We start from the raw sequence: 22916 nt of genomic DNA, 5'->3' as shown, positions 1-22916 counted from the left end.
CGAGCGGAGTGAGCGGTGGAAGCGAATGGCGGGACGGACAGCATGAGTGAGACGAACGAAAAGCACGCACCGCTCCGCGTCGGCCTCCTCGGCTACGGCCTGGCGGGCTCGGTCTTCCACGCCCCGCTGATCGCGGCCACCGACGGCCTGGTGCTCGACACCGTCTCCACCGCCGATCCTGAGCGGCAGGCCCGGGCCCGCGCCGCGCATCCCCGGGTACGTACGGTCGCCACCCCGGACGAGGTGCTCGACCGTGCCGCCGATCTGGATCTGATCGTGGTGGCGACGCCGAACAAGACCCATGTACCGCTCGCCACCGCCGCGCTGGAGGCCGGTCTGCCGGTGGTCGTCGACAAACCGCTGGCCTCGACCGCCGCCGAGGCCGAGAAGCTCGCCACCCTCGCCCAGGACCGTGGACTGCTGCTCTCCGTGTTCCAGAACCGCCGCTGGGACAACGACTTCCGTACGGTGCGCAAGCTGGTCGAGGAGGGCACGCTGGGCGAAGTCTGGCGCTTCGAGTCCCGCTTCGAGCGCTGGCGGCCGCAGCTCAAGGGCGGCTGGCGGGAGTCCGGTGACCCGGCGGAGCTCGGGGGGCTGCTCTACGACCTCGGCAGCCACCTCGTCGACCAGGCGCTGGCCCTCTTCGGCCCGGTCGTCTCCGTCTACGCCGAGTCCGACATCCGCCGCCCCGGCGCCGAGGCGGACGACGACACCTTCCTCGCCCTCACCCATGCGAACGGGGTCCGCTCCCATCTGTGGATGAGCGCCACCGCCGCCCTGCTGGGTCCCCGCTTCCGCGTGCTGGGCAACCAGGCGGGCTACACCAAGCACGGCCTGGACCCGCAGGAAGCCGCCCTGCGCGAGGGCCGGCGCCCCGACGACGAGAGCGGCGAGAGCGGGGAGTGGGGCGTGGAGCCGAAGACCCGCTGGGGCCGGCTCGGCGCCGGAGCGTCCCCGCGGATGGGGGGCGGCGAGCCCGTACCGACCCTGCCGGGTGACTACCCCGCGTACTACGCCGCGATCGCCCGCGCCCTGCGCGAGGGCGGCGCCCCGCCGGTCACCGCCGCCGAGGCCGCCGCCGCACTGCGTGTCCTGGAGGCCGCGAAACGGTCAGCGGCCGAAGGCCGGACCGTCACGCTCGGCTGACCTGCCGGAGGCCGGGGACCGCCGCGCTCGGCCGGCCTGCCGGAGGTCAGTCGAGCGCGGCGGCGGGGCGCAGCGTCTGTCGCTGGCGGCCCAGGCCATCGATCTCCAGCTCGACGACATCGCCCGCCCGCAGATACGGCTTGGGCTCCGGCCGGCCCATGGCGACGCCGGCCGGTGTGCCGGTGTTGATGACGTCACCTGGGTAGAGGGTCATGAACTGGCTTACGTAGCGGACGACTTCAGCCACCGGAAAGATCTGCTCGGCGGTGGTGCCGTTCTGCTTCAGCTCGCCGTTGACCCACAGCCGTACGCCGAGCGCCTGCGGGTCGGGCACCTCGTCGGCGGTCACCAGCCACGGGCCCAACGGGTTGAACGTCTCGCAGTTCTTGCCCTTGTCCCACTGGCCGCCGCGTTCGAGCTGGAACGCGCGCTCGGAGACGTCGTGCGCCACCGCGTAGCCGGCCACCGCCGCCAGCGCCTGCGCGTCGTCCGCCAGGCAGCGGGCGGTACGTCCGATGACGACCGCCAGCTCCGCCTCCCAGTCGGTCTTCACGCTGCCGCGCGGAATCAGCACGGTGTCGTCGGGGCCGACCACCGTGTCCGGGGCCTTCAGGAAGACGATCGGTTCCTCCGGGGGCGCGGCTCCCGTCTCCCGGGCGTGGTCGTGGTAGTTCAGCCCGATGCCCACGATCTTGCCGATCCGGGCCACCGGCGGACCGGTGCGCAGCCCGGCGCCGTCGGGTGCGGGCAGCTCACCCGAGGCCGCGGCGGCGCGGATCCGGGCCAGCTTCCCGTCGTCCGCGAGCAGCGCTCCGTCGATGTCCGGCACCAGGCCCGACAGGTCCCGCAGGGCCCCGGACCCGTCGAGCAGCGCCGGGCGTTCCGCCCCCGCCGATCCGACACGCAGCAGCTTCATCGATACCTCTCCCCTGATCGAAGGGTCGGCTCCGGAAGGGGCCTTCCGGGCCGGCCGATGGGGACGGCCATCGAGCGCTTCGGCCGATCCTCCAGGAGGGGCGCCCGGTCCACAAGCCCCACCGTCCACGGAGTGGACACCTTGATGCGGTCATGGTGCGGACGAGGCGACGCGGTCATGGAGCGGACGGCGGGGATGAGCGGTCATGGTGTGGACGGCGGGGATGAGGCGCGGTCCCGCTGCAGCAGGGCCCGTTCGCATGCGGTCCAGGCCGTCGTCGTCACCGTGTACAGCCCGGCCGCGAGCGGCACCACGGCCACCGTGATCAGCATCCCGAAGGACAGCAGCGGCAGCACCTTGGCCACGGACGCCGTCCCCGGCAGCGCGGCCGCCCCGTTGCCGCCCGCGGCCGTCGCCGAGGCCTTGGCCTGCGCGGCCCGTCCCCGCCGGTAGTTCCAGGTGGCGACCGCCGCCATCAGTACGAACAGCACGAGGTGGACCTGGCCCTGCGGTCCGAAGGCCCCGCCGTCGGCGAGCGCCTGGCTCCAGTGCCCGCCGAGCGGCGCACCGAACAGCGTGTGGTCGAGCAGCCCGCCGCCCCCGTCGGAGAACAGGCGGTACATCAGGAAGAAGACCGGCAGTTGGAGCAGCGCCGGGAGGCAGCCGGCCAGCGGCGAGGCGCCGGTCCTGGCGTACAGGCCGGCCATCGCCTCCGTCCGCCGCTCGGGGTCGTCCTGGTATCTGCGCTGTAGTTCGGCGATCTCCGGGGCGAGCGCGGCACGGGCCTTCTCGCCGCGGACCGCGGCGCGGGCGAGCGGGTGCAGTGCGGCGCGTACGGCAACGGTGAACAGGACGATGGCGGCGGCCATGGACGTGGCGCCGAAGAGCGGGGTGATCGCCTCGGCGCCACGCGCCAACGCATCGCCGAGGAAGCCGAAAACGGACATGGGTGAGCCCTCCACGGGTCTCGTCGTACCGGGATGTGGATTCGGCGTGACGAGCCGCGCGGACGCGGAAATGAGCGCCCGGCGTCTACGCGGCCGTCAGGAGGGCACGGCCCGGTGCTCGGGGGCGCGGCCGGCCATCCGCGTCCGGGTCGCGTTGCGGCAGGAAGGCGGTACGTCGCTCGCGGTCGCGAAGCGCCGTACGGATACGGCCCGGTGGGACGGACCGCGTGCAGGCGACGATCAGGAAGGCGCTGCAGAGCAGCAGCACCGCGGCGGTCATCGCGGCGGTGGTCAGCGCCGTCGCCAGCCCGGTCTGGGCGAGCAGGAGTCCGACGGCGAGGAAGAGCAGCGCGCAGGCGTACATCCGCGATGCCTCGACGGCGCGGTACATCCGGCGTCCTCCTCGCGTGGGCTCGTATCCAGACTTGTCGTCGTCCGCTCAAGCCTAACCACAGGACGGGGCGGGCGGCGGACCAGGGCGCCGCGGGGAAACGCCGGGCGGGACATCCGTATGCGTGCGGGGACCGTAGCAGTGCCGTGGCGGGTCGGGCCGTTATTTGTCCAGGGGTGAGAAGACCCGCCGGAGGGGCTGGTGCGGGCCCTAGCGTCCGATGGCAATCAGCGGGTCCCACAGGCCCAACAGGTCCCACAGGCCCAACAGGTCCCACAGGCCCAGCGGGTCCGGCAGGCCCAGCGGGTCCGGCAGGCCCAGCGGCTCCGACGGATTCCGTGCGAACGAATGGGAGGCCCTGTGCGGTCGATCCTCAGCACCTCCGCATCCGCCCTCGGCAACTCCGCGACATCCGGGCGGCCCCTCGCCACCGGACTGGTGGTCACCGCGCTCGTGGCCACGCTCGCGGCACTGCTGCTACCCGTCCAGCTCTTCGGTGAGACCGCGTCCGCGGCCGGCAACACCGTGACGTACGACGATGACGGCGGCGGCACCGTGCACACCCGCCACGGTCCGCTGACCGCGATGGACCGGGACTTCGTACGCAAGGTCAGACTGGCCGGGCTGTGGGAGCTGCCCGCGGGGCGGCAGGCCCAGGCCCGCGGGCGGACCGCGGCGGTACGTACGGCCGGTGACCATCTCGTGGCCGGCCACACCGAGCTGGACCGGAGGTCGGTGGAGGCCGGGCGGACGCTGGGCATCGCGCTGGCCAACCAGCCCACCCCCGAGCAGCAGGGCTGGCTGGGCCAGCTGAACTCCGCCGCGGACGCCGAGTACCCCCGGCTCTTCGCCGAGTTGCTGCGCCGGTCGCACGGCAAGGTCTTCGGTCTGATCGCGATGGTCCGCGACCGGACCCGTAACGCGATGGTGCGCGCCCTGGCGGACCGCGCCAACGCCGTCGTGCTGGACCACATCACCGTCCTGGAGAAGACCGGGCAGGTCGACTTCGACGCCCTCCACAGCAGCTGAGCCGCGCGCCAGAGCAACTGAACCGTCCTCCACAGCAGCTGACCCGCCCGCCACACCAGCGGCTCAGCCCCCTCACACCGGACAAAGCGAAGTGATCTCATGAGGCAACGACATGGGCAGCCCCAGCCCGTCCACAAACGCTCCCGACTGGCGAACAGAATGCTGGTGGCAGCGGCCGCGCTCCTGCTGGGCGGCGGCGGACTGGCAGCGGTCGCCACCACGGCCCTGGCCGGCGACGCCGCCCCCGAGGCGGCCGACGGTCATCAGCGGCACAGCGCCGTCGTGGCCGCCACGCTCTCGTGCCCCGATGTCGGCGAACGGCTGCGCGAGGTGCCGCGCAGCGCCCAGCTCCAGGTCTCCAAGGGCCTGGCGGCCCTCGACCGCCAGGTCCACGACGCCTACCACGCGATGATGGGCGGCACCGACAGCGGCACCCTCCTCCCCCGGCTCCGGCAGCAGCGCGACCGCACCATCGGCACGATCGTCACCGCCATCGCCAAGGACGCCGAACGGCCGGAATATCTCACCACGTTGAGCGGGTGCACCACCAAGCCCGGCCAGCCCGGCCAGCCCGCACAACAAGCCCGGAACCGGGGGCAGGGGCGGCCCGGCGGACCCTCGCCCGCCGACTTCGTCGACATCACCACCGTCCGGCCGAACGCGGACGCCCCGCCGTTCGCCGCCCCCCAGGGGCGCGACGCCACGACCGGCACGTTCACCACCGAGTGCGGCCGCAACGAGGAAGGCCACTTCAACTCCGACAACGTCATCGTCACCCCGGGCGTCAGAAACGGCGCCCACCACACCCACGACTACGTCGGCAACACCTCCACCGACGGCTTCTCCACCGACCGGTCCCTCGCCGCCTCCGGCACCACCTGCCGCAACGGCGATCAGTCCACCTACTACTGGCCGGTGCTCCGCCGGCTCGACCAGAACGCGGAGCGCAAGCCGGGCGCCGCACTGGACGGCAACATCGGCTCGGTCCTGACACCGGCCACCGTCACGCTCACCTTCCGCGGCAGCCAGGCCGGCACCGTCCAGGCGATGCCGCGCTTCCTCCGCGTCATCACCGGCGACGCGAAGGCCTTCACCAACGGTACGCAGAACGCCAACGCCTCCTGGAGCTGCACCGGCTTCGAGGACCGCCAGCTCAAGGACAGGTACCCGCTCTGCCCGAACGGGTCCCAGGTGGTCCGCACCTTCGCCTTCCAGAACTGCTGGGACGGCCGCGGCACCGACAGCGCGAACCACCGCGCCCATGTGGCCTTCTCCGACCGGAACGGCAACTGCCCGGACACCTTCCGGCGCATCCCCCAACTGGTCGAGCGGGTCACCTACGACGTTCCCCCGGGAACCGGTTTCGCCGTCGACAGCTTCCCGGAGCAGCTCCGCAAACCGGTCACCGACCACGGCGACTTCATCAATGTGATGCCGGACGCCCTGATGAACACGGCCGTCAACTGCATCAACACCGGGCGCCGTTGCCGATAGGGGCGGCGGCGCGGCGGGCGGCAGCGCCGCAACCGGACCCCGCACACCGGCGCCGCCGTCCGCCCGACAGCGTTTCCACCGCCGTTTCCACCGCCACCGGGGCTACTCCGCTGCGATCGGCTTGAAAGCGGTCAACTCGCGGGACCCGGGGAGGGCGGAGCTGACGGTTCGGAGCCACTGCTTGCCGCGGCCCGCGGGGTTGGACAGGTAGGCGTCGCCCGTCGCGGCCTTGAGGAGGTAGCCGGCGTACGTCGGGAAGAGCTGCCAGTGGGTGGCGCAGCCGCCTTCCTTGTCCAGCCTGATGCCGCTGCCGGTGGCGCACCAGACGTGGTGGCCGGACCAGTTGGACCGGGTCGACCTGATGACGTAGCCGTCGTCCTGTTTCTCGAAGACCACGGCGGTGCCGTTCGTGTTCGCCGTGTTCGTCAGCAGGGCGTAGTCCCGGTCGGCGTACGGCTCGAAGGTGACGCCCCGGTTCTCCTTGCTGGAGGCCAGCAGGTAGTAGGGCTTTCCGGGGGTGAGGGGCTCGGCCTGTACGCCGACGGCCCGCGCCCCAGCGGCGTGCCCGGCGGCCGGCTGCGTGGTGGCGGGCTGGGCGGCGGTGGGCTGGGCGGTCGCCGGCGGGGTGAGGAGGGCCGCCAGGGCGAGGCCGGTGGCGGCAGCGAGCGAGGCCTTGCGTGCCGAGCGGGGGCGACGCGGCAGGGGCGACGACGCGGACATCGTGAACTTCCTTCCCGATGAGGGATGATGAGGAATTTCGGTGCCTGTGGACCGGCGGAGGTACAGATCTTCGCGGGGACCAGGCTGGCCGTTCCAGGGTGACCGTTACCAGGAAGTTTTTAGCCGTACGTGAGCGCGCTGCCGCGGTGGGTTGAGTGTCGCGCGCAGGCCAGTGGCCCCGGGCCGGAGGTTCTTCCGGGGCCGGGGCCAGGCCCGGGGCGCGCGAGCCGGATCCACCCTTCGTCACAGGCCGTTGACGCGGGCCTCGCGGGCCACACCCAGGGGGCGGATCGACGAGGCCGCCGCGCGGGCCCGGCGGCCCGCGCGGGCGCGGTGGGTGCGGACGTGGGCCATCAAGCGGCGGCCGCGCAGGGCCATCTCCAGTTCGAAGCGGGCGCGGGAGTCGCGCAGGACCGGGCCGAAGAGCTTCTCTATCTGGCGGAGGCGGTAGCGGACCGTCTGGGGGTGTACGTGCAGGAGCCTGGCCGCCTCGGGGGCGCCGCCGCCCTCCAGCCAGGCCAGCAAGGTCACTTCGAGGCGCTCGCTCTGGCGGGGGGTCAGCTGTTCGAGGGGGCCGAGCCAGCGGGAGGTCAGCGCGTCGGCGAGGGACTCGTCCTGGAGGAGCAGGAGGGCCGAGAGATGGTCGTCGACGAAGGCGGGGCGCGAGTCGGGTCCCACCCGGCCGGGGGCGAGGGTGAGCAGGTAGCGGGCCCAGCGGAGGGATGACGCGGTGTCGGTCGCGGGGACGGCATGGCCGACGGCCGCCGGGCGGCCCTTGAGGGCCGCTTCCAGGCGGGCACGGGTCTGGGTGACCGGGTCGGGGACGAAGAGACAGGTGTAGCCGTCGACGGTGCCGATGAGGGCATGGCCCAGGGCCGCGGCGAGCTGGGGGGCCTCGGCGGGGGTGGCGAGGACGACGGCCTGGAGGGATTCGGGGACCGGCCAGCCGGCCGCGCGGGCCAGCTCGCCGAGGCCTTCACCGGGCGCCGTGCGCTGTCCGGCGAGCACCTCGAAGAGGTCCTGGCGGGCCCGTGCGACGGGCATCGGCGTGACGACGGACGATACCTCCGGACGTTTACTTTCCGACTCTTTTTGGTAACCCAGAACTGTCAGCAGAGCCTGTTCCAGGGCCCATTGCGCCTCTTCTACGGGGGTATCGCCAAGTAGCGCCGCCAATGCGGGAAATCCCCGCTGCAACTCCGCGACCACCTTCTCGGCGAGGTCCGGGAGTTCTTTTCTCACTACCCGGCTCCACTCGCCTCGGGGACGCGACCAGATGCGGTTCAGCAGATCACACATCGCTACCTCGATCCTGGCGGGGATGCGGCTTGGACATGGGGGAGTTGGGGGAGTTGGGCGCTCCGTGCGCCTGAGTCGGCATCATCCGGAGTACCGGCGGGCCCCCGCGATGCCGGTACCGGAATTTGTCACAGCGCGATAAACCCTACGAAAGCCTTAACGCGCTCGGCGATGCTTTCGACACCCGGATCACGACGGGATCACGGCCGCATAACGGCCCTGCGTATGCGGCTGGTTACGGAAGGTTTGCGTTACCGGCGGTCACCCATACAAAAGCCGCCGGGCAAATACCGCCGCGGGGAAATGTCGTCGAAATTCGCGCCCTGCGCCGTCCCGCACCCGATGACCCCGCGCCCCGACTACGGAGGGTCGATGTCCGCACCGCGCCTGGAGAGCCGCCGGAGCCGCCACCGCGCGCGGCCCTCCCCGGCCGCCCCCCGGCTCCGGCCCCGGCCCCGCCCCCGCCGCCCGCCGGGCGAGCCCCGGCCGCCGGCCCGCCGTCCGGCCGGGGGCCTTCCCCCAACCGCCCTGCTGCGTCCGGCACTTCCGGCCGCGTTGCTGCTCTTCATCGCCGTCACCCTGCACTCCGGCGCGATGGACACCCTGATGCGCTTCCTGGATTACGGCGCCGGGGTGCTCGCACTGGTCTCGCTGTCGGTCACGGTGCTGTGGGGGCTGGCCGCCACGGACCGGATGGTGCTGCGCTCCGGCCACCGGCTGCTCGCCCAGGCCGTGCACCGCGGCACCGGCGCCGCCGGGCTCGGCTTCCTGGGCCTGCACATCTGGGTGAAAGCAGCCGGGGGACACGTCGGTACGGCGTCGGTCGCGGTGCCGTTCACCGACGCCGCCCGGCCCGTGCTCATGGGCCTGGGCACGCTCGCCGCGTACGCGTTCGTCGCGGTCGCGGTGACCGGTGCGGTACGTGGTGCGTTCACCGGCGCCGCCACGTCCCGCTGGTGGCGGGCGCTGCACATGAGCGCGTATCTCGCCTGGGCGCTGGCCCTGGTGCACGGCCTGAAGTCGGGCCGTCCGGCGGCCGGCTGGGCCGTCGCCGGATACGCCGTATGTCTTGCCGCGGTGGCCGGACGGCTGGCCCTGCGGCTGCGCGATTCCCGCAGGAAATCAGGAGAACCCGGAGAACATCTCGCATGACCGCCCCCGCTCACGCCCACGCTCCCGCCCCCGTCCTCACCCCTGCCTTCGCCCCCGCGCTCCCCTCCGCCCCTGCTCTCCCCTCCGTTCCCGCTCCACCCTCCGTTCCCGCGCCCACCCGCCCGCTGCCGGTGATCGTGCCCGGACCGGAGTCCGTGCCGGGGTCCGTGCCGACGCTGGCGTCCGTCGGGCCGCCACGGCTGCTGGCCGGGCTCGACGAGGTGCCGCGGCTGGACCGGGTGGCCCACCTGACCCTGCACGGCGGTCTGCCTCGGCTCGCGCCGCACGAGCTGGTGGCGCTCGCCGAGGACACCGGTCTGCGGGGCAGGGGCGGCGCCGGCTTCCCGTTCGCGCGCAAGCTGACGGCCGTCATGGACGGGATGCGGCGCGCCGACGGGAAGGGTGCGGTGGTCGTCAACGGCAGTGAGGGCGAGCCGAGTTGCCTGAAGGACACCGCGCTGCTGCTGCACGTCCCGCATCTGGTGCTGGACGGCGCGCTGCTGGCCGCCGACGCGCTCGGCGCGCAGGAGGTCGCCGTCGGGGTGACCCGTAAGGACGTCGAGGTGTCGGTACGGCGGGCGATCCGCGAACGCGGGCCGGTCCGGCCGCTGTTGCGGGTCACCCTGCTGACCGAGCGGTTCGTCACCGGCGAGGGCACGGCGATGACCAGCGGGCTGGGCGGTGGGCCGGGCCTGCCGTCGGGCCGTAAGGTCCGCTCCAGCGAGCGCGGCCTGAACGGTGTGCCGACGCTGCTGTCGAACACCGAGACCTACGCCCAGCTCGCCGTCGCCGCCCGGCTCGGCGCGCTCGGCTACCGCACGGCGGGACTGCCCACGGAGCCCGGCACACTGCTGCTGACGGTCGGCGGCAGCCGGGTCGTCGAGGTCCCCTACGGGGTCTCCCTGATGCGGGTCCTCGCCCTGTGCGGGTCCGATCCGGGGCTGGGCGTCCTGCTCGGCGGCTACCACGGCACCTTCCTCTCCCCCGCCGACGCCCGGACCGCGACGCTGTCCCGGGAGGCGCTGGCCGGCCACGGCGCGGTACTGGGCGCGGGCGCGGTGCTGCCGCTGCCGTACGAGACCTGTCCGGCCGGGGAGACGGTACGGGTCGCGCGGTGGATGGCCGCCGAGTCGGCCGGGCAGTGCGGCCCCTGCGTACTGGGGCTGCCGGCGCTCGCCGATGCCCTGGCCCGCGCCGTACGGGGCGGCGGCGAGGCCGCGCTGGACGCCGTACGGGCCCGGATGCGGGCGGTGGAGCGGCGCGGCGCGTGCAGCCACCCGGACGGCACCGCGCGTTTCGTCGCCTCGGCTCTCGCGGCCTTCCCCGAGGAGTTCGAGCGCCATGCGCACGGGTTCGGGTGCGGCCGCCCGGTGACCGGGGCCCTGCCGGTCACCGGGCACCGGACGCCCCCTTCCGCCACCCCCGTCACCGCCCCGGCTCCCGCCGCCACGCCGGAGCCCGCCCCGCCGCAGGAGCGGCTGCTGGTCGACTGGACGCTGTGCCGGGGCCACGGCCTGTGCGCCGATGTGGTGCCCGGCGTGGTCAAGCTCGGGCCGGACGGCTACCCGGAGCGGGCCGGCATGCCGCTGCCGCCCCGGATGCGGCGCCGCGCGCAGCTGGCGGTGCGCCGCTGTCCGGCACTGGCGCTACGGGTACAGGCCGGCGGCAACTGACCACACCCGCAAGGCTTCCGGCCTCCTCCAGAACCTTCCGAGCCTCCCCCCAGCAGCCCCGACCCCCGCTCCACGGACAACTGACGGACTACTGACGGCCAACTCAACGGACAACGAAGGAGACACCATGAGCAGCATGCGACGTCGTGCGGGCCTCGCGACCGCGGCGGTCGCCACCCTGGCGCTCACCGCCGCCTGCGGCAGCAGCGGCAGCCAGGGGGCCGGCAGCACCACGCCCGCCACCGACACCGTCCAGCCCGCCGGGCAGGGCACCAATGACTACGGCTACGGCGGGTCCGGCCCGGGCGGCAGCGCGTCGGGCTCCGGCGGCAGCGGTGGTGAGCCGGCGGCGGCCGGGCCGGGCGCCGGGACGCTGGCGCTGCGCCCGGACGCCGAGCTCGGCCCCGTCGTCACCGATTCCCGGGGCATGACCCTCTACCGCTTCGACAAGGACACCGCGAAACCACCGCAGTCCAACTGCTCGGGGTCCTGCGCCACCGCCTGGCCGCCGGTCCCGTCCGACGGCGCCTCGGCGCCTGCGGGGATCGCCCGGAGCGCACTGGGTTCGGTCACCCGCACCGACGGTACCGAGCAGCTGACCATCGGCGGCCGGCCCGCCTACCGCTTCGCCAAGGACACCGCGCCCGGCGACACCAAGGGCGAGGGGGTCGGCGGCACCTGGCACGCGCTCGCCGCCGACGGCACGAAGGCCGGTGACCGGCAGACCGGTGACGTCTCGGTGTTCCGGCAGCCCGAGCTCGGCGAGATCCTCGTCGACGGCAAGGGCATGACCCTCTACCGCTTCGACAAGGACAGTGCCTGGCCGATGAAGTTCGGCTGCAACGACGCCTGCCTGGACACCTGGAAGCCCGTCAAACCCGCCGACCGCTCCCGGCTGAAGGGCATTCCGCCCAAGCTGATCACCACCGTCACCCGCCCGGACGGGCTGCGCCAGCTCGCCGTCGACTGCTGGCCCGTCTACACCTTCACCGGCGACAAACAGCCGGGGGACATCAAGGGCCAGGGCAAGACGGGCCTGTGGTTCGCGGTCTCCAAGGACGGCAAGAAGGTCACGGCGACGCCCTGAGCGGCGCGGCATCCACCTCGGGAGACTCCTCGGGCCGGGGAGACTCCTCGGGCCGGGCGGAGTCCTCGGGGAACGCGTCGTCCAGCGCCAGCACTTCGGCGTCCGGACGGTCGTCGTCCGTATCGGGCGGGCCCAGCCAGGTGACCGCCAGCGCCACCGCGACGTTCACGGCGAGCCCGACGAGCCCCGCGTTCACCCCCCACACCGGGTCGTGCCCCCGGAAGACCAGGACACAGACCAGGGCGAAGCCCGCCGCCAGGCCGCTCACCGCGGCACGGAGCGTCAGCCGCCGCCACACCAGTCCCAGCAGCAGCATCGGTACCAGCTGCGCCATGCCCTCGTACGAGATCAGGGACAGCCGGACAAGGGTGTTGGGGGCGGTGTAGGTCAGCAGCAGCGCCACCGTGCCGGCCGCCACCACGACCAGCTGCGACCACCGCTTCTGACGGTCCGGCCGGGCGGCTCGGCCGGGGAGCGCGCCCAGTACGCTCCTCCCCCACATCGTGCCGATGACCAGCATGAACACGGCCATCGGCACGATGGAGGAGAGGGCCGCGGCCACCCCGATCACGCCCACGGCCCAGGCCGGCAGGGAGTCCACCACCAGCTTGAAGAGCGCCAGGTTGGAGTCCGCGCCGGTCAGCCCCGGCACCACGAAGAGCGCCGCCATGCCCAGCAGCATCGGCACGAACAGCAGCACGTTGTAGAAGGGGAGGTACATCGCGTTCCGGCGCAGCGCGTCGGCGTTGCGGGCGCCCAGGTAGCCCGCCACGGTCGTCGGGAAGATCACCACGGTGAGGGAGTTGACGACGGTGGTGGTGATGAACCAGACCTGGCCCAGGCCGCCCGGGCCGTGTCCGGGGAAGGTCAGCCACTGCGGCTTCTCGGCGACGATCCGGTCCAGGAAGGGCCCGTAGCCGTCGAAGTAGTGCAGCGGCACATAGACCGCGAGGAAGCCGAGGGTGGCGATGACCAGGACGTCCTTGAGGACGGAGACCCAGGCGCTGCCGCGCAGCCCGCTGATCACGACGAAGGCGGTGGTGACCGCGAAGCCTATGAAGTAGGCCCAGTTGAGGCTGATGGTCCCGTAGGAGACCGTCGAGACGACCACGCCCATGCCGGTGATCTGGAGCTGGATGTACGGCAGCAGGCAGACGGTGGCGAGCAGGGCGACGGCGGCGCCGAGCCAGGGCCGGCGGTAGCGGTGCGCGACGATGTCGGTGATGCCGACCAGGCCGTGCCGGCGGGCGTAGGCCCACAGCATCGGGCCGACGACGTACCCGATCGCATACCCGCAGGACATGTAGGCCAGCACGTAGAGCACGGGGGCGCCGGTGTTGTAGCCCCAGCCGGCGGCGCCGAGGTAGCTGAAGCTGGTGTAGCCCTCACCGGCCATCAGCACCCAGATGAAGACGGTGCCCATGCTCCGGCCGCCCACCGACCACTCGGTGAGGCCCCCGCCCCTGCCCCTGCCGCGTACCGCGAGCAGGCCGAGGGCCACGGTGAGCACCATGAAGGCCCCGAAGACCGAGGTCGCGACCGCGGCGTTCATACCCGGCCCCGCTTCCTGTCACCGCGCCGGGCCAGCCATACCGCGACCGGGGTCAGCAGGGTGGCCAGCAGCAGCCAGAAGAAGAGGAAGGGGAGGCCGAGGACGGTGGGGGTCACCCGGTTCACCAGGGGCAGCGCGCCCAGGTGGAGCAGGTACGGGACCAGGAGCCACAGCAGCGTGGGGCGGCCGGGACGGCGGCGCGGGGGCCGCCCGCCGGAGGAGTGGGAGAGCACAACCTACGAGCGTAACGGCGCGGCCGGGCGGCCCTGCCGCGGCCCCGGGCCCCGCCCTCGTCGGGCCGTGCCGCCGTCAGCCGCCGAGGACCTGCGAGACGGTGTAGATCGCCAGACCGGCCAGCGCGCCGACGACCGTGCCGTTGATCCGGATGAACTGCAGGTCACGGCCGATGTGCGCCTCGATCTTCCGCGAGGTGTGCTCGGCGTCCCAGCCGGCCACGGTGTCGGTGATCAGGGAGGTGATCTCCCCCTGGTACGTGGTCACCACGTACACCGCCGCGCCCTCCAGCCAGCCGTCCACCTTGCCCTGCAGCCGCTGCTCGTCGGAGAGCCGGCGGCCCAGGGACAGCAGCGCCGCGCGCACCCGCAGCCGCAGTTCGCTGCGCTCGTCCTCGGCGGCGGCCACGATCATCGCGCGGACCGCGCCCCAGGCCGAGGCGATCAGGTCCTGTACCTCGCCGCGGCCCAGGACCTCGGACTTCAGCCGCTCCACCTTGGCGCGGGTGTCCGGGTCGGTCTGCAGATCGGCCGCGAAGTCCCGCAGGAAGCGGTCGATGGCGCCGCGCGCCGGGTGCTCCGGCATGTCCCGCATCTCGGTGACGAAGCGCAGCAGCTCCTTGTAGACCCGTTCGCCCACCTTGCGGTCGACGAACCGCGGGGTCCATCCGGGAGCGCCGCCGGAGACCGCCGTCATGACGGAGTCGCCGTGCTCGACCAGCCAGTCATGGGCGCGGGCCACGAACAGGTCCACCACCCGCCGGTGGCCGCCCTCGGCGACGACCTTCTCCAGCATCGTGCCGATTCCCGGAGCGATCTCCGCCGCGTCCGCACGGCGGGTGATCGCCTCGCCGACCACCGCCTGGACGTCGGAGTCGCGCAGGACGGTCAGCGCACCGCGCAGCGCGGTGGACAGTTCGGCGGTGACCCGGTCGGCGTTCTTCGGTTCGGCGAGCCAGCCGCCCAGCCGGCGGCCGATGCCCACGGAGCGCAGCCGGCGCCGTACCACCTCGCCGGAGAGGAAGTTCTCGCCGACGAACTCGCCCAGGCTCTGTCCGAGCTGGTCCTTCTTCGTCGGAATGATGGCGGTGTGCGGGATCGGCAGCCCCATCGGCCGCTTGAACAGCGCGGTGACCGCGAACCAGTCGGCCAGCGCACCGACCATCCCGGCCTCCGCCGCCGCGGCGACGAACCCGGTCCAGCCGCCCGCCCCGGCGTTCCCGGCCCACTTCGCCAGGACGTACACCAGCGCGACGGCCAGCAGCAGGCCGGTGGCCAGCGTCTTCATCCGGCGTACGGCGCGCCGGCGGGCCGCGTCGGCCGCGTCGTACGCGAAGCCGCCGGGCCCCGCCGGGCCCTTCCGGGCGCCCGCCATCGGGGCGGTCTCCCGATGCGGGCCCGTATCCGCCTGAGTGCGTTCCATCCGCTCCACCACTGCTCCTGCCTGCCCCCGTCGTCCTGCGGCCGGTCGTCCGCGCGGCCCGTCCTGCGCCGCGCGTCCGGCCACCGGCCGGCCGTGGTTTCCGGCCATGGGTCCCCGGTCCCACTCTGACCTACTCCCGGAACGCGCCACGAGTTCCCCGCGTCCCTGACACCGAAGCGCCGAGCGGGGCGCCAGGCGGCTCCAGGGAGGTCCGTGGGATCATGAGGGCCCGATCGGACCGCAACGGTGCCGCTGCTCATCCGCCGCCCTTGCCCGCCCGGAGCACCCCGCTCCGCTTCACCCAGGAGACCGCTCCCGTATGAAGAGAAGTGTGGGTTACACGCCGTTCATCGGCCTGGCATCCGCGGTGGTGCTGATCTCGACCGCGATATTCGTCGGTTTCGGCGGCCCGGACGGCGGCCCCGGCCGCGGGCCGCACACGCCGCACGACCCCGCGGAACCGGCGGTCTCCGGGCAGTGGGTCGGCACCTGGTCGGCGGCCGCGGCGGCGGCCGAGCCCGGAACCCTGGACGGGTACGCCGGGATGTCGATGCGGAACGTCGTGCACACCAGCGTCGGCGGCTCCGCCGTCCGTATCCGGCTCTCCAACCTCTACGGCACCCGCCCGCTGGTGGTCGGCCACGCCTCGCTGGCCCTGGCCCTGGCCCCCAGCGAGCCCACCGCCGCGGCCGGCACCATGCGCCGGCTGGCCTTCGGCGGCAAGCCCGCAGTGACCGTCCCGGCCGGTGGCGCGGTCACCAGCGACCCGGTGCGGCTGACGGTGCCCGGCGACACGGACGTGCTGGTCACCACGTACTCCCCGTCCCCCTCGGGCCCCGCCACGTACCACCCGTACGCCCGCCAGACCTCCTACCTGGCGCGCGGCGACCGCGCCGAGGACGCCACGGGTGCCGCGTACACCGAGCAGAGCCCGTACTGGCGCTACCTGACCGGCGTGGACGTCTGGAGCTCCAAGGCGCACGGCACGGTCGTCGCGATCGGCGACTCGATCACCGACGGCATCACCTCCACCGCCGGTGCCAACCACCGCTGGACCGACTTCCTCGCGGCGCGGCTGCGCGACGAGCCCGGCGCACCGCGCTACGGCGTCCTCAACCAGGGCATCAGCGGCAACCGCCTGCTGCTCGACGGCAGCAGGTTCTCCCCCAACAACGGCCCCAGCCTGCTCTCCCGCTTCGAGCGGGACGCCCTGACCCGTCCGGGCGTGCGGGCCGTGATCGTCGAGATCGGCGTCAACGACCTGCTGAAGTCCCCGCGCCAGCTCGACCCGGAGAAGATCGTCGCGGGCATGCGGCAGCTCGTCCGCCAGGCGCACGCCCGCGGGGTTCGGGTCACCGGCGCCACCCTCCTGCCGTTCGGCGGGCACCGCGGCTACTCGGCCCGGCTGGACGCGGTCCGCGAGCAGGTCAACCGCGTCATCCGGGCCGGTACCGTCTACGACGAGGTGGTCGACTTCGACGCGGCCCTCCGCGACCCCGCCGCCCCGGACCGGCTGTTCCCCGCCTACGACTCCGGCGACCACCTCCACCCCAGCGACGCGGGCTACCTGGCGATGGCCGACGCCGTCGACCTCGGCCGCCTGCGGCAGGCGGCGCCGGCGGCGCTGTAGGACCAGGGCCCGTGCGTGGACAGCCGACCGCTCAGCCCGGCCGCTCAGCCCGGCTGCCGTCCGGACTCCCGTCCCGGCTCCGGCCGGCGGCCGCCCGCCGCGTACAGCCGGGCGATCACCTCCTCGATGTCCGGCTCCCGCACCGACAGGTCCACCAGCGGATAGCGTTCGGCGACCGCGGTGACCAGCGGCGCCGCGCTCCGCGCCGCCGGGAACGCCAGCCACTGCCGGGGGCCGTCGACCTTGACCGTACGGGCGCCCGGGATGCCCTCGATGGGCGGCAGCTCCCGCTCCAGGTCCACCACCAGCGTCCGCTCGCCGTCGCCGGCCGCCCGCAGGCCCTCCAGCCCGCCGTCGTAGATCAGATGCCCGTGGTCGATGACCATCACCCGGCGGCACAGCTGCTCGATATCGGTCAGGTCATGGGTGGTCAGCAGGACCGTGGTGCCGCGCTCGGCGTTCAGCTCGCGGAGGAAGCCGCGGACCTTCGCCTTGCTGATGACGTCGAGCCCGATGGTCGGCTCGTCCAGATAGAGCACCTCGGGGTCGTGCAGCAGCGCCGCCGCGATGTCACCGCGCATCCGCTGGCCGAGGGAGAGCTGGCGGACCGGGACGGCCAGCAGCGGGGCCAGGTCCAGCAGCTCCACACAGCGGTCCAGGTTGGCGCGGTAGACGGCGTCCGGGACCCGGTACATCCGGCGCACCAGCTCGTACGAGTCCCGCAGCGGCAGGTCCCACCACAGGGTGGTGCGCTGGCCGAAGACCACCCCGATCCGGCGGGCCAGCCGGGTGCGTTCGCGGGCGGGGTCGATGCCCGCGACCCGCAGCCGGCCACCGCTGGGGGTGAGGATGCCGGTGAGCATCTTGATGGTGGTGGACTTCCCCGCGCCGTTCGGCCCGATGTAGCCGACCATCTCACCGCGCGGCACCCGGAAGGTGATGCCGTCCACGGCCCGCACCTCCTGGCGGGTCCGGCGCAGCCGGCCCGTCCTGCGCCGCACCGAGAAGACCTTCTCGGCCCCGTCCACCTCGATCAGCGGCCGTTCCGCCGCGGCACCGCTCCCGCTCCCCATGCGTCCTCCGTCCGTTGAGCCGTCGTCAGCTTCCGGTGCTCCGGTACGCCCGCAGCCCGGTGCGCCAGGCCAGCGCGGCCGCCGCGCACATCAGCGCCGCCACCGCCGGGCCCAGGAAGTCCACCCAGCCGGGCAGCCCCAGCGGATCGTCACGGCCCAACAGGCGCAGCGCGGGCAGCCAGTTGACGAAGGCGAGGGGGACGAGGAAGGTGACGCCGCGCACCAGGTCCTTGGCGAACACCGTCGGCGGGTACTGCAACAGGGTGTTGCCGCCGTACGTGAAGGAGTTCTGCACCTCGGCCGCGTCCTGCGCCCAGAACTGGAACGCGGCGCCCGTGGTGAACACCGCCCCGAAGATGGCCGTACCGCACAGCACCATCAGCGGCACCAGCAGCACCCGGCCCACCGTCCAGTCCACGTCCAGCCGGGTCAGCGCCCAGCCGAGCACCAGCAGGGCCTGGCTGATCCGGCCCAGCCGGCGCAGCGCGAAACGGTCCGCGGCGACCTGCGCGAAGACCGGCGCGGGACGCAGCAGCAGGACGTCCAGGGTGCCGTCGCGGACCCGCCGGCCCAGCCGGTCCATGCTGCCCAGCAGCAGATCCGCCAGGCCCAGCGCGGCACCGGACGTGCCGTACAGGAAGGCCACCTCGGCCAGCGAGAAGCCGCCGAGCGCGTCGACGTGCGAGAACATCAGCAGGATCGCGACGAAGTCCAGCGCGGTGGCGGCGAAGTTGCCGAACGCCATCATCACGAACGACGCCCGGTAGGCGAGCGTGGAGCGCACCCACATCCGGACGATCAGCCCGTACGCGTACAGCCCCTGGGCGAACCGGCCCCCGCCGGGACGGGACCCGGGGATCCGGCGGTCACCGGGAGGGGTCTCAGCCACCCTGCACCACCACCTTCCGGGTCGCCGCCGACTGCACCAGCCGGCCCAGCGCCAGCAGCGCCAGGCCCCACGCCGCCTGGAACAGCAGCCCGTTCACCAGGGCGCCGCCGGTGCGCACCCCCACCAGCACATCGGCCGGCACCTGGAGCACCGCCGCCCACGGCAGCAGCTGGGCGACCTCGCCGAAGCCGCCCGGGAAGACCCGCAGCGGCAGCAGCATGCCCGAGAAGAACAGGCAGGCCAGGCCGGCGATCATGACCAGCCCCGCGCCGTCCAGCAGCCAGAACGCGGACAGCGCGACCAGATACCGCAGTCCGAAGCTGACCACCACCCCGAACAGCACCGACACCAGGAACCAGCCCCAGGTCGCCACGTCCCCGGGCAGCGCCAGCGGAAAGGCCAGCGCGCCCACCGCCATCGGGACCACCCCGCGGCCGACCAGCTGCAGCGCCGCCCGCCCCAGATCCGCGGCGAGCCACCACACCTGCAGATCCGCGGGCCGGTACAGGTCCACCGCGATGTCGCCGGTCCGGATCCGCTCCAGCAGCTCCTCCAGGCTCCCGCCGCCCATCAGCGCGGCCGCCGCCAGCAGCGCCTGCCCGGTCCACATGAACGTCAGCGCCTGCGCCTGGTCGTAGCCGCCCAGGTGCGGCCGGGCGTCCCACAGGGCGAGGTAGGTGTACGCGAGGATGAAGCCGAAGACGGTGTTGGTGAACACCCCCGCCGCCATGGCCACCCGATAGGTGGCGTACCGCCGGAAGCTGCCGGCCGCCACCGCCACGTACCACACGCCGTGCTCCCCCCGCCCGTTCCCGTACCGCGGCGGACGGCCCGTCGGTATCCGCCCGTCGGTATCCGCCGCCAAAGCACCGGAGCCTAAGTCGCGGACGCGGCGGGCACCATCGAATTACCACCCTTTCGGGTGAGGCATGGGCGCCATCCGGCCGGTCAGGTGGCGGTCCCAGGTGCGCGCCACCCCCGCCGGCCGGGACGCATGATGCGAAAGTTGCCCAACGGGCGGCAGTCGCCTTCAACGGGCGACCGTTGCTCTCCGGCGTACGGCGCGAATGCCCCGACACGACACCCATCCCCGCCGCAGGACAACCTCCGGCGGCCGCCGAGGAGTCCACACCGATATGAGCGGACAACGCACAGGCTGGCGCCGCGCCCTTCCCACCTGGCGCACCATGCTCGGCACCGTACTGCTGTTCCTGCTGCTCCTCGTCGGCGCCCTGATCGCCGGCTACCTCCTCGTCGACATCCCGCCGGCCAACAGCGCCGCCAAGGCACAGAGCAACATCTACCTCTACTCCGACGGCTCGGAACTGGCCCGCGACGGCGACGTCAACCGGCAGAACGTACAGCTGAGCCAGGTCCCCCGGCACGTCCAGCGGGCCGTACTCGCCGCCGAGGACCGCGACTTCTACTCCGAGTCCGCGGTCGACCCCGCGGCCATGCTGCGCGCCGCCTGGAACACCGCCACCGGCAAGGGCACGCAGTCCGGCTCCACCATCACCCAGCAGTACGTGAAGAACTACTACCTCGGCCAGGAGCAGACCCTGACCCGCAAGGCCAAGGAGTTCTTCATCGCCATCAAACTCGACCGCGAGGAGACCAAGGACAACATCCTGCTCGGCTACCTCAACTCCAGCTACTACGGCCGCAACGCCTACGGCATCCAGGCCGCCGCCCAGGCCTACTACGGCCGCGACGCCGAGCAGCTGACGCTGGCTCAGGGCGCCTACCTCGCCACCCTCCTCAACGCCCCCAGCCTCTACGACATCACCGCCCATCCGGGGAACAAGCCGCGGGTGCTGGCCCGGTGGAACTACGTCCTGGACGGCATGGTCAAGCAGAAGTGGCTCAGCCCCGGCGAACGGGCCGCGACGCGGTTCCCCGTGCCCCGGCCGGCCAAGACCTCCCCCGGCCTGGCCGGCCAGCGCGGCTACCTCGTCGAAGCCGTCAAGGAGTACCTGAGGGACCATCACATCCTCGACGAGGACACCCTGCGGGCCGGCGGCTACCGCATCACCACGACGATCAGCAGGCAACGCCAGAACGCCTTCGTCAAGGCGGTCGACAGCCGGCTGATGGACCGGCTCGACGACTCCCGCCCGGTCGACCGCTACGTCCGGGCCGGCGGCGCCTCCATCGACCCCAGGACCGGCCGGGTCGTCGCCCTCTACGGCGGCATCGACTTCGCCAAGCAGTACGTCAACGGCGCCACCCGCAGCGACTACCAGGTCGGCTCCACCTTCAAGCCGATCGTCTTCGCCTCCGCCGTCCAGCACCACTCCACCACCCAGGACGGCGACGCCATCACCCCGCACACCGTCTACGACGGCACCAACAAGCGGATGACGGTCAGCCACGGCCGCGCCACCGGCTTCGCCCCCGCCAACGAGGACGACCGGTCCTACGGCCCGATCACCGTCACCGAGGCCACCGACAAGTCCGTCAACGCCGTCTACGCCCAGATGGGCATCGACGTCGGACCCGACAAGGTGAAGGCCACCGCCGTCGACCTGGGCATCCCCGCCGCCACCCCGGGCCTGGCCGCGTCCCGGGGCGCGATCGCCCTGGGCACCGCCACCCCCAGCGTCCTGAACATGACACAGGCGTACGCCACCCTCGCCCAGCACGGCACCCACCGGCCGTACAGCCTGGTCGACAAGGTCACCAAGAACGACGAGGACCTCACGCTCCCCGACCGCGAGGAGACCACCGCCATCCCGCGCGAGGCCGCCGACACCACCACCTCGATCCTGCGCGACGTCGTCGAGAACGGCACCGGCACCGCGGCCCAGGGCGCCGGGCGGCCCGCGGCCGGCAAGACCGGCACCGCGGAGAACGACAAGGCCGCCTGGTTCGCCGGCTACACGCCCGATCTCGCCACCGTCGTCGCCGTACTGGGGCAGCACCCGGAGAGCGCGGCACAGGAGCCGCTGTACGGCGCCGGCGGCCTGCCGCGGGTCAACGGCGGCGACTTCCCCGCCCAGATCTGGGCCGACTACACCGCGGCCGCCCTCAGCACCCGCCCCGCCCGCAACTTCGACCTCCAGCTCGCCCCCGGCGCCGAACCCCCGCCCTCCGACGACCCCTCCGACAGCGCCTCGCCCTCCGCCAGCGGAAGCCCGGCCTCCCCGACCCCCGGCGGCCCGTCCCCCTCCCCGACCGGCACCGGGCCGGGCACCACGTCCCCCACCACCCCGCCGACCACCGGCCCGGGCACCCCCACCGTCCCCCCGGAAACCCCGCCGGCCACCGAACCCACCAACGACTTCCCGACCGCGGACCCCGGGGACGACGACCTGGACTGGCGCCTGAAGAGGGACTGGGGCGACTGACCGGCCCCGCCGGGCCGGCCGCCGGACGTCGCGTCAGTGGCCGGACGTCGCCTTCAGCCCGACGACCGCCACCAGAAGCAGACAGATGAAGAAGATACGGGCGGCGGTGGCGGGCTCACCCAGGACCAGCATGCCGACGACGGCCGCGCCCGCCGCACCGATGCCGACCCAGACTCCGTACGCGGTGCCGATCGGCAGGGTCTTGGCGGCGCAGGACAGCAGCACCATGCTCGCGACGATGCCCGCACCCGTGAACACACTGGGCCACAGCCGGGTGAATCCCTCGGTGAACTTCATCCCGACCGACCAGCCGACCTCCAGCAGACCGGCGACCATGAGCAGGATCCAGGCCATGACGGCACCTCCACGCAGGAGCTCGCGCTCCGCGCAGGAGCCCGAGCAGCTTCATCTGGGGTGCGTCGTCTTGTCCTGACCCGGTACGGCGCGTCTCGTCGGGATGCCTCCGAGGCTAGCAAAGGGCAGCGAAACGGGCGGTGACCCAGGTCACCGCCCGCACCGCGCGGATACCGAACCGCAGGGGTTACCGAACCGCAGGGGATGCAGAACCGCAGAATGGGCTACCGCTACAGGTAGAGCCCGGTCGAGTCCTCTGCGCCCTCCAGCCGCTCCGCGGCCACCGCGTGCAGATCACGCTCACGCATCAGCACATACGCCACACCGCGCACCTCGACCTCGGCGCGGTCCTCCGGGTCGTACAGCACCCGGTCCCCTACCTCGACGGTCCGCACGTTCTGTCCCACCGCGACCACTTCGGCCCAGGCCAGGCGGCGGCCGACGGCCGCGGTCGCGGGGATGACGATGCCGCCGGACGAGCGCCGCTCGCCCTCGGGGATGTCCGTCCGGACCAGCACTCGGTCGTGCAGCATCCGGATCGGCAGCTTGTCGTGGGTGTCC

At 73.0% G+C, this 22916-nt stretch carries 21 protein-coding genes and 1 riboswitch; of the genes, 8 read left to right on the top strand and 13 right to left on the bottom strand.

Annotated elements, in window-relative coordinates:
- Positions 1-42 precede the first annotated feature (42 nt).
- Positions 43-1146, top strand: a complete 1104-nt coding sequence (locus tag AZE13_RS16225; RefSeq protein WP_066931662.1) for a Gfo/Idh/MocA family oxidoreductase — start codon at positions 43-45, stop codon at positions 1144-1146.
- Between the two features lie 46 nt (positions 1147-1192).
- On the opposite strand, the gene AZE13_RS16220 is transcribed toward AZE13_RS16225, so the two are convergent.
- The 3 genes from AZE13_RS16220 to AZE13_RS16210 all read right to left on the bottom strand — a co-directional run bounded on the left by AZE13_RS16220 (position 1193) and on the right by AZE13_RS16210 (position 3400).
- Positions 1193-2062, bottom strand: coding sequence for a fumarylacetoacetate hydrolase family protein (locus AZE13_RS16220; protein ID WP_066931660.1), 870 nt, complete (start codon positions 2060-2062; stop codon positions 1193-1195).
- Between the two features lie 203 nt (positions 2063-2265).
- The gene (locus AZE13_RS16215; RefSeq protein ID WP_066931658.1) at positions 2266-3009 is read right to left on the bottom strand and encodes a YidC/Oxa1 family membrane protein insertase; all 744 of its coding nucleotides are present in this window, start codon (positions 3007-3009) and stop codon (positions 2266-2268) included.
- Positions 3010-3094: 85 nt separating this feature from the next.
- Entirely contained in the window at positions 3095-3400 is a 306-nt protein-coding gene (locus AZE13_RS16210; protein ID WP_066931655.1) for a DUF6412 domain-containing protein, read from the bottom strand.
- Positions 3401-3760: 360 nt separating this feature from the next.
- Here AZE13_RS16210 and AZE13_RS16205 point away from each other — a divergent pair, with 360 nt between their 5' ends.
- Positions 3761-4429: a DUF4142 domain-containing protein gene (locus tag AZE13_RS16205; protein WP_066931653.1), complete on the top strand. Its 669-nt coding sequence runs from the start codon at positions 3761-3763 to the stop codon at positions 4427-4429.
- 159 nt (positions 4430-4588) lie between these two features.
- Positions 4589-5923, top strand: coding sequence for a DUF1996 domain-containing protein (locus AZE13_RS16200; protein WP_079124062.1), 1335 nt, complete (start codon positions 4589-4591; stop codon positions 5921-5923).
- Between the two features lie 102 nt (positions 5924-6025).
- Here the strand turns inward: AZE13_RS16200 and AZE13_RS36905 are convergent, their stop codons facing one another.
- Together AZE13_RS36905 and AZE13_RS16190 are read right to left on the bottom strand one after the other, a co-directional pair.
- The gene (locus AZE13_RS36905; RefSeq protein ID WP_066931649.1) at positions 6026-6643 is read right to left on the bottom strand and encodes a hypothetical protein; all 618 of its coding nucleotides are present in this window, start codon (positions 6641-6643) and stop codon (positions 6026-6028) included.
- Between the two features lie 243 nt (positions 6644-6886).
- Entirely contained in the window at positions 6887-7687 is an 801-nt protein-coding gene (locus AZE13_RS16190; protein WP_079124060.1) for a PucR family transcriptional regulator, read from the bottom strand.
- A 627-nt stretch (positions 7688-8314) separates the two neighbouring features.
- On the opposite strand from AZE13_RS16190, the gene AZE13_RS16185 reads away from it, so the two are divergent.
- The 3 genes from AZE13_RS16185 to AZE13_RS16175 all read left to right on the top strand — a co-directional run bounded on the left by AZE13_RS16185 (position 8315) and on the right by AZE13_RS16175 (position 11854).
- Positions 8315-9094 carry a hypothetical protein gene (locus tag AZE13_RS16185; RefSeq protein WP_258527831.1) on the top strand — a complete coding sequence of 260 codons (780 nt, stop codon included), beginning with the start codon at positions 8315-8317 and terminating at the stop codon, positions 9092-9094.
- Positions 9091-10767, top strand: coding sequence for an NADH-quinone oxidoreductase subunit NuoF family protein (locus tag AZE13_RS16180; RefSeq protein WP_079124057.1), 1677 nt, complete (start codon positions 9091-9093; stop codon positions 10765-10767). Before AZE13_RS16185 ends, AZE13_RS16180 begins: the two co-directional genes overlap by 4 nt.
- Positions 10768-10894: 127 nt before the next feature.
- A complete protein-coding gene (locus tag AZE13_RS16175; RefSeq protein ID WP_066931644.1) occupies positions 10895-11854 on the top strand; it encodes an SCO0930 family lipoprotein in 960 nt (319 codons plus the stop codon).
- Here AZE13_RS16175 and AZE13_RS16170 read toward each other — a convergent pair.
- The 3 genes from AZE13_RS16170 to AZE13_RS16160 all read right to left on the bottom strand — a co-directional run bounded on the left by AZE13_RS16170 (position 11838) and on the right by AZE13_RS16160 (position 15014).
- Positions 11838-13406: a sodium:solute symporter gene (locus AZE13_RS16170; RefSeq protein WP_066931642.1), complete on the bottom strand. Its 1569-nt coding sequence runs from the start codon at positions 13404-13406 to the stop codon at positions 11838-11840. The genes AZE13_RS16175 and AZE13_RS16170 overlap by 17 nt on opposite strands.
- The gene (locus tag AZE13_RS16165) at positions 13403-13639 is read right to left on the bottom strand and encodes a DUF3311 domain-containing protein (protein WP_258527830.1); all 237 of its coding nucleotides are present in this window, start codon (positions 13637-13639) and stop codon (positions 13403-13405) included. Before AZE13_RS16165 ends, AZE13_RS16170 begins: the two co-directional genes overlap by 4 nt.
- A gap of 76 nt (positions 13640-13715) precedes the next feature.
- Entirely contained in the window at positions 13716-15014 is a 1299-nt protein-coding gene (locus tag AZE13_RS16160; protein WP_258527847.1) for a DUF445 domain-containing protein, read from the bottom strand.
- A 367-nt stretch (positions 15015-15381) separates the two neighbouring features.
- Here AZE13_RS16160 and AZE13_RS16155 point away from each other — a divergent pair, with 367 nt between their 5' ends.
- Entirely contained in the window at positions 15382-16692 is a 1311-nt protein-coding gene (locus AZE13_RS16155; RefSeq protein ID WP_066931640.1) for an SGNH/GDSL hydrolase family protein, read from the top strand.
- A 44-nt stretch (positions 16693-16736) separates the two neighbouring features.
- Here AZE13_RS16155 and AZE13_RS16150 read toward each other — a convergent pair whose 3' ends face one another.
- From AZE13_RS16150 to AZE13_RS16140, 3 genes are all read right to left on the bottom strand, one after another.
- On the bottom strand, positions 16737-17765 hold the full coding sequence (locus AZE13_RS16150) for an ATP-binding cassette domain-containing protein (RefSeq protein ID WP_066931638.1): 1029 nt from the start codon (positions 17763-17765) through the stop codon (positions 16737-16739).
- Positions 17766-17790: 25 nt separating this feature from the next.
- Entirely contained in the window at positions 17791-18555 is a 765-nt protein-coding gene (locus tag AZE13_RS16145; protein ID WP_079124092.1) for an ABC transporter permease, read from the bottom strand.
- 91 nt (positions 18556-18646) lie between these two features.
- A complete protein-coding gene (locus AZE13_RS16140) occupies positions 18647-19444 on the bottom strand; it encodes an ABC transporter permease (protein WP_066931636.1) in 798 nt (265 codons plus the stop codon).
- A gap of 346 nt (positions 19445-19790) precedes the next feature.
- On the opposite strand from AZE13_RS16140, the gene AZE13_RS16135 reads away from it, so the two are divergent.
- The gene (locus AZE13_RS16135; protein ID WP_066931634.1) at positions 19791-22001 is read left to right on the top strand and encodes a transglycosylase domain-containing protein; all 2211 of its coding nucleotides are present in this window, start codon (positions 19791-19793) and stop codon (positions 21999-22001) included.
- 33 nt (positions 22002-22034) lie between these two features.
- Here AZE13_RS16135 and AZE13_RS16130 read toward each other — a convergent pair whose 3' ends face one another.
- Together AZE13_RS16130 and AZE13_RS16125 are read right to left on the bottom strand one after the other, a co-directional pair.
- Positions 22035-22355 (bottom strand): DMT family transporter, encoded by a 321-nt coding sequence (locus tag AZE13_RS16130; RefSeq protein WP_066931632.1) that lies wholly within the window; start codon positions 22353-22355, stop codon positions 22035-22037.
- 59 nt (positions 22356-22414) lie between these two features.
- Positions 22415-22476: riboswitch (guanidine-III (ykkC-III) riboswitch) on the bottom strand.
- A 109-nt stretch (positions 22477-22585) separates the two neighbouring features.
- The gene (locus tag AZE13_RS16125; protein WP_052287519.1) at positions 22586-22888 is read right to left on the bottom strand and encodes a GroES family chaperonin; all 303 of its coding nucleotides are present in this window, start codon (positions 22886-22888) and stop codon (positions 22586-22588) included.
- Positions 22889-22916 lie beyond the last annotated feature (28 nt).

This window comes from Streptomyces sp. NBRC 110611 (genome assembly GCF_001590865.1).
Classification (GTDB): domain Bacteria; phylum Actinomycetota; class Actinomycetes; order Streptomycetales; family Streptomycetaceae; genus Streptomyces.
This window is presented reverse-complemented; position numbering and strand designations above follow the sequence as displayed.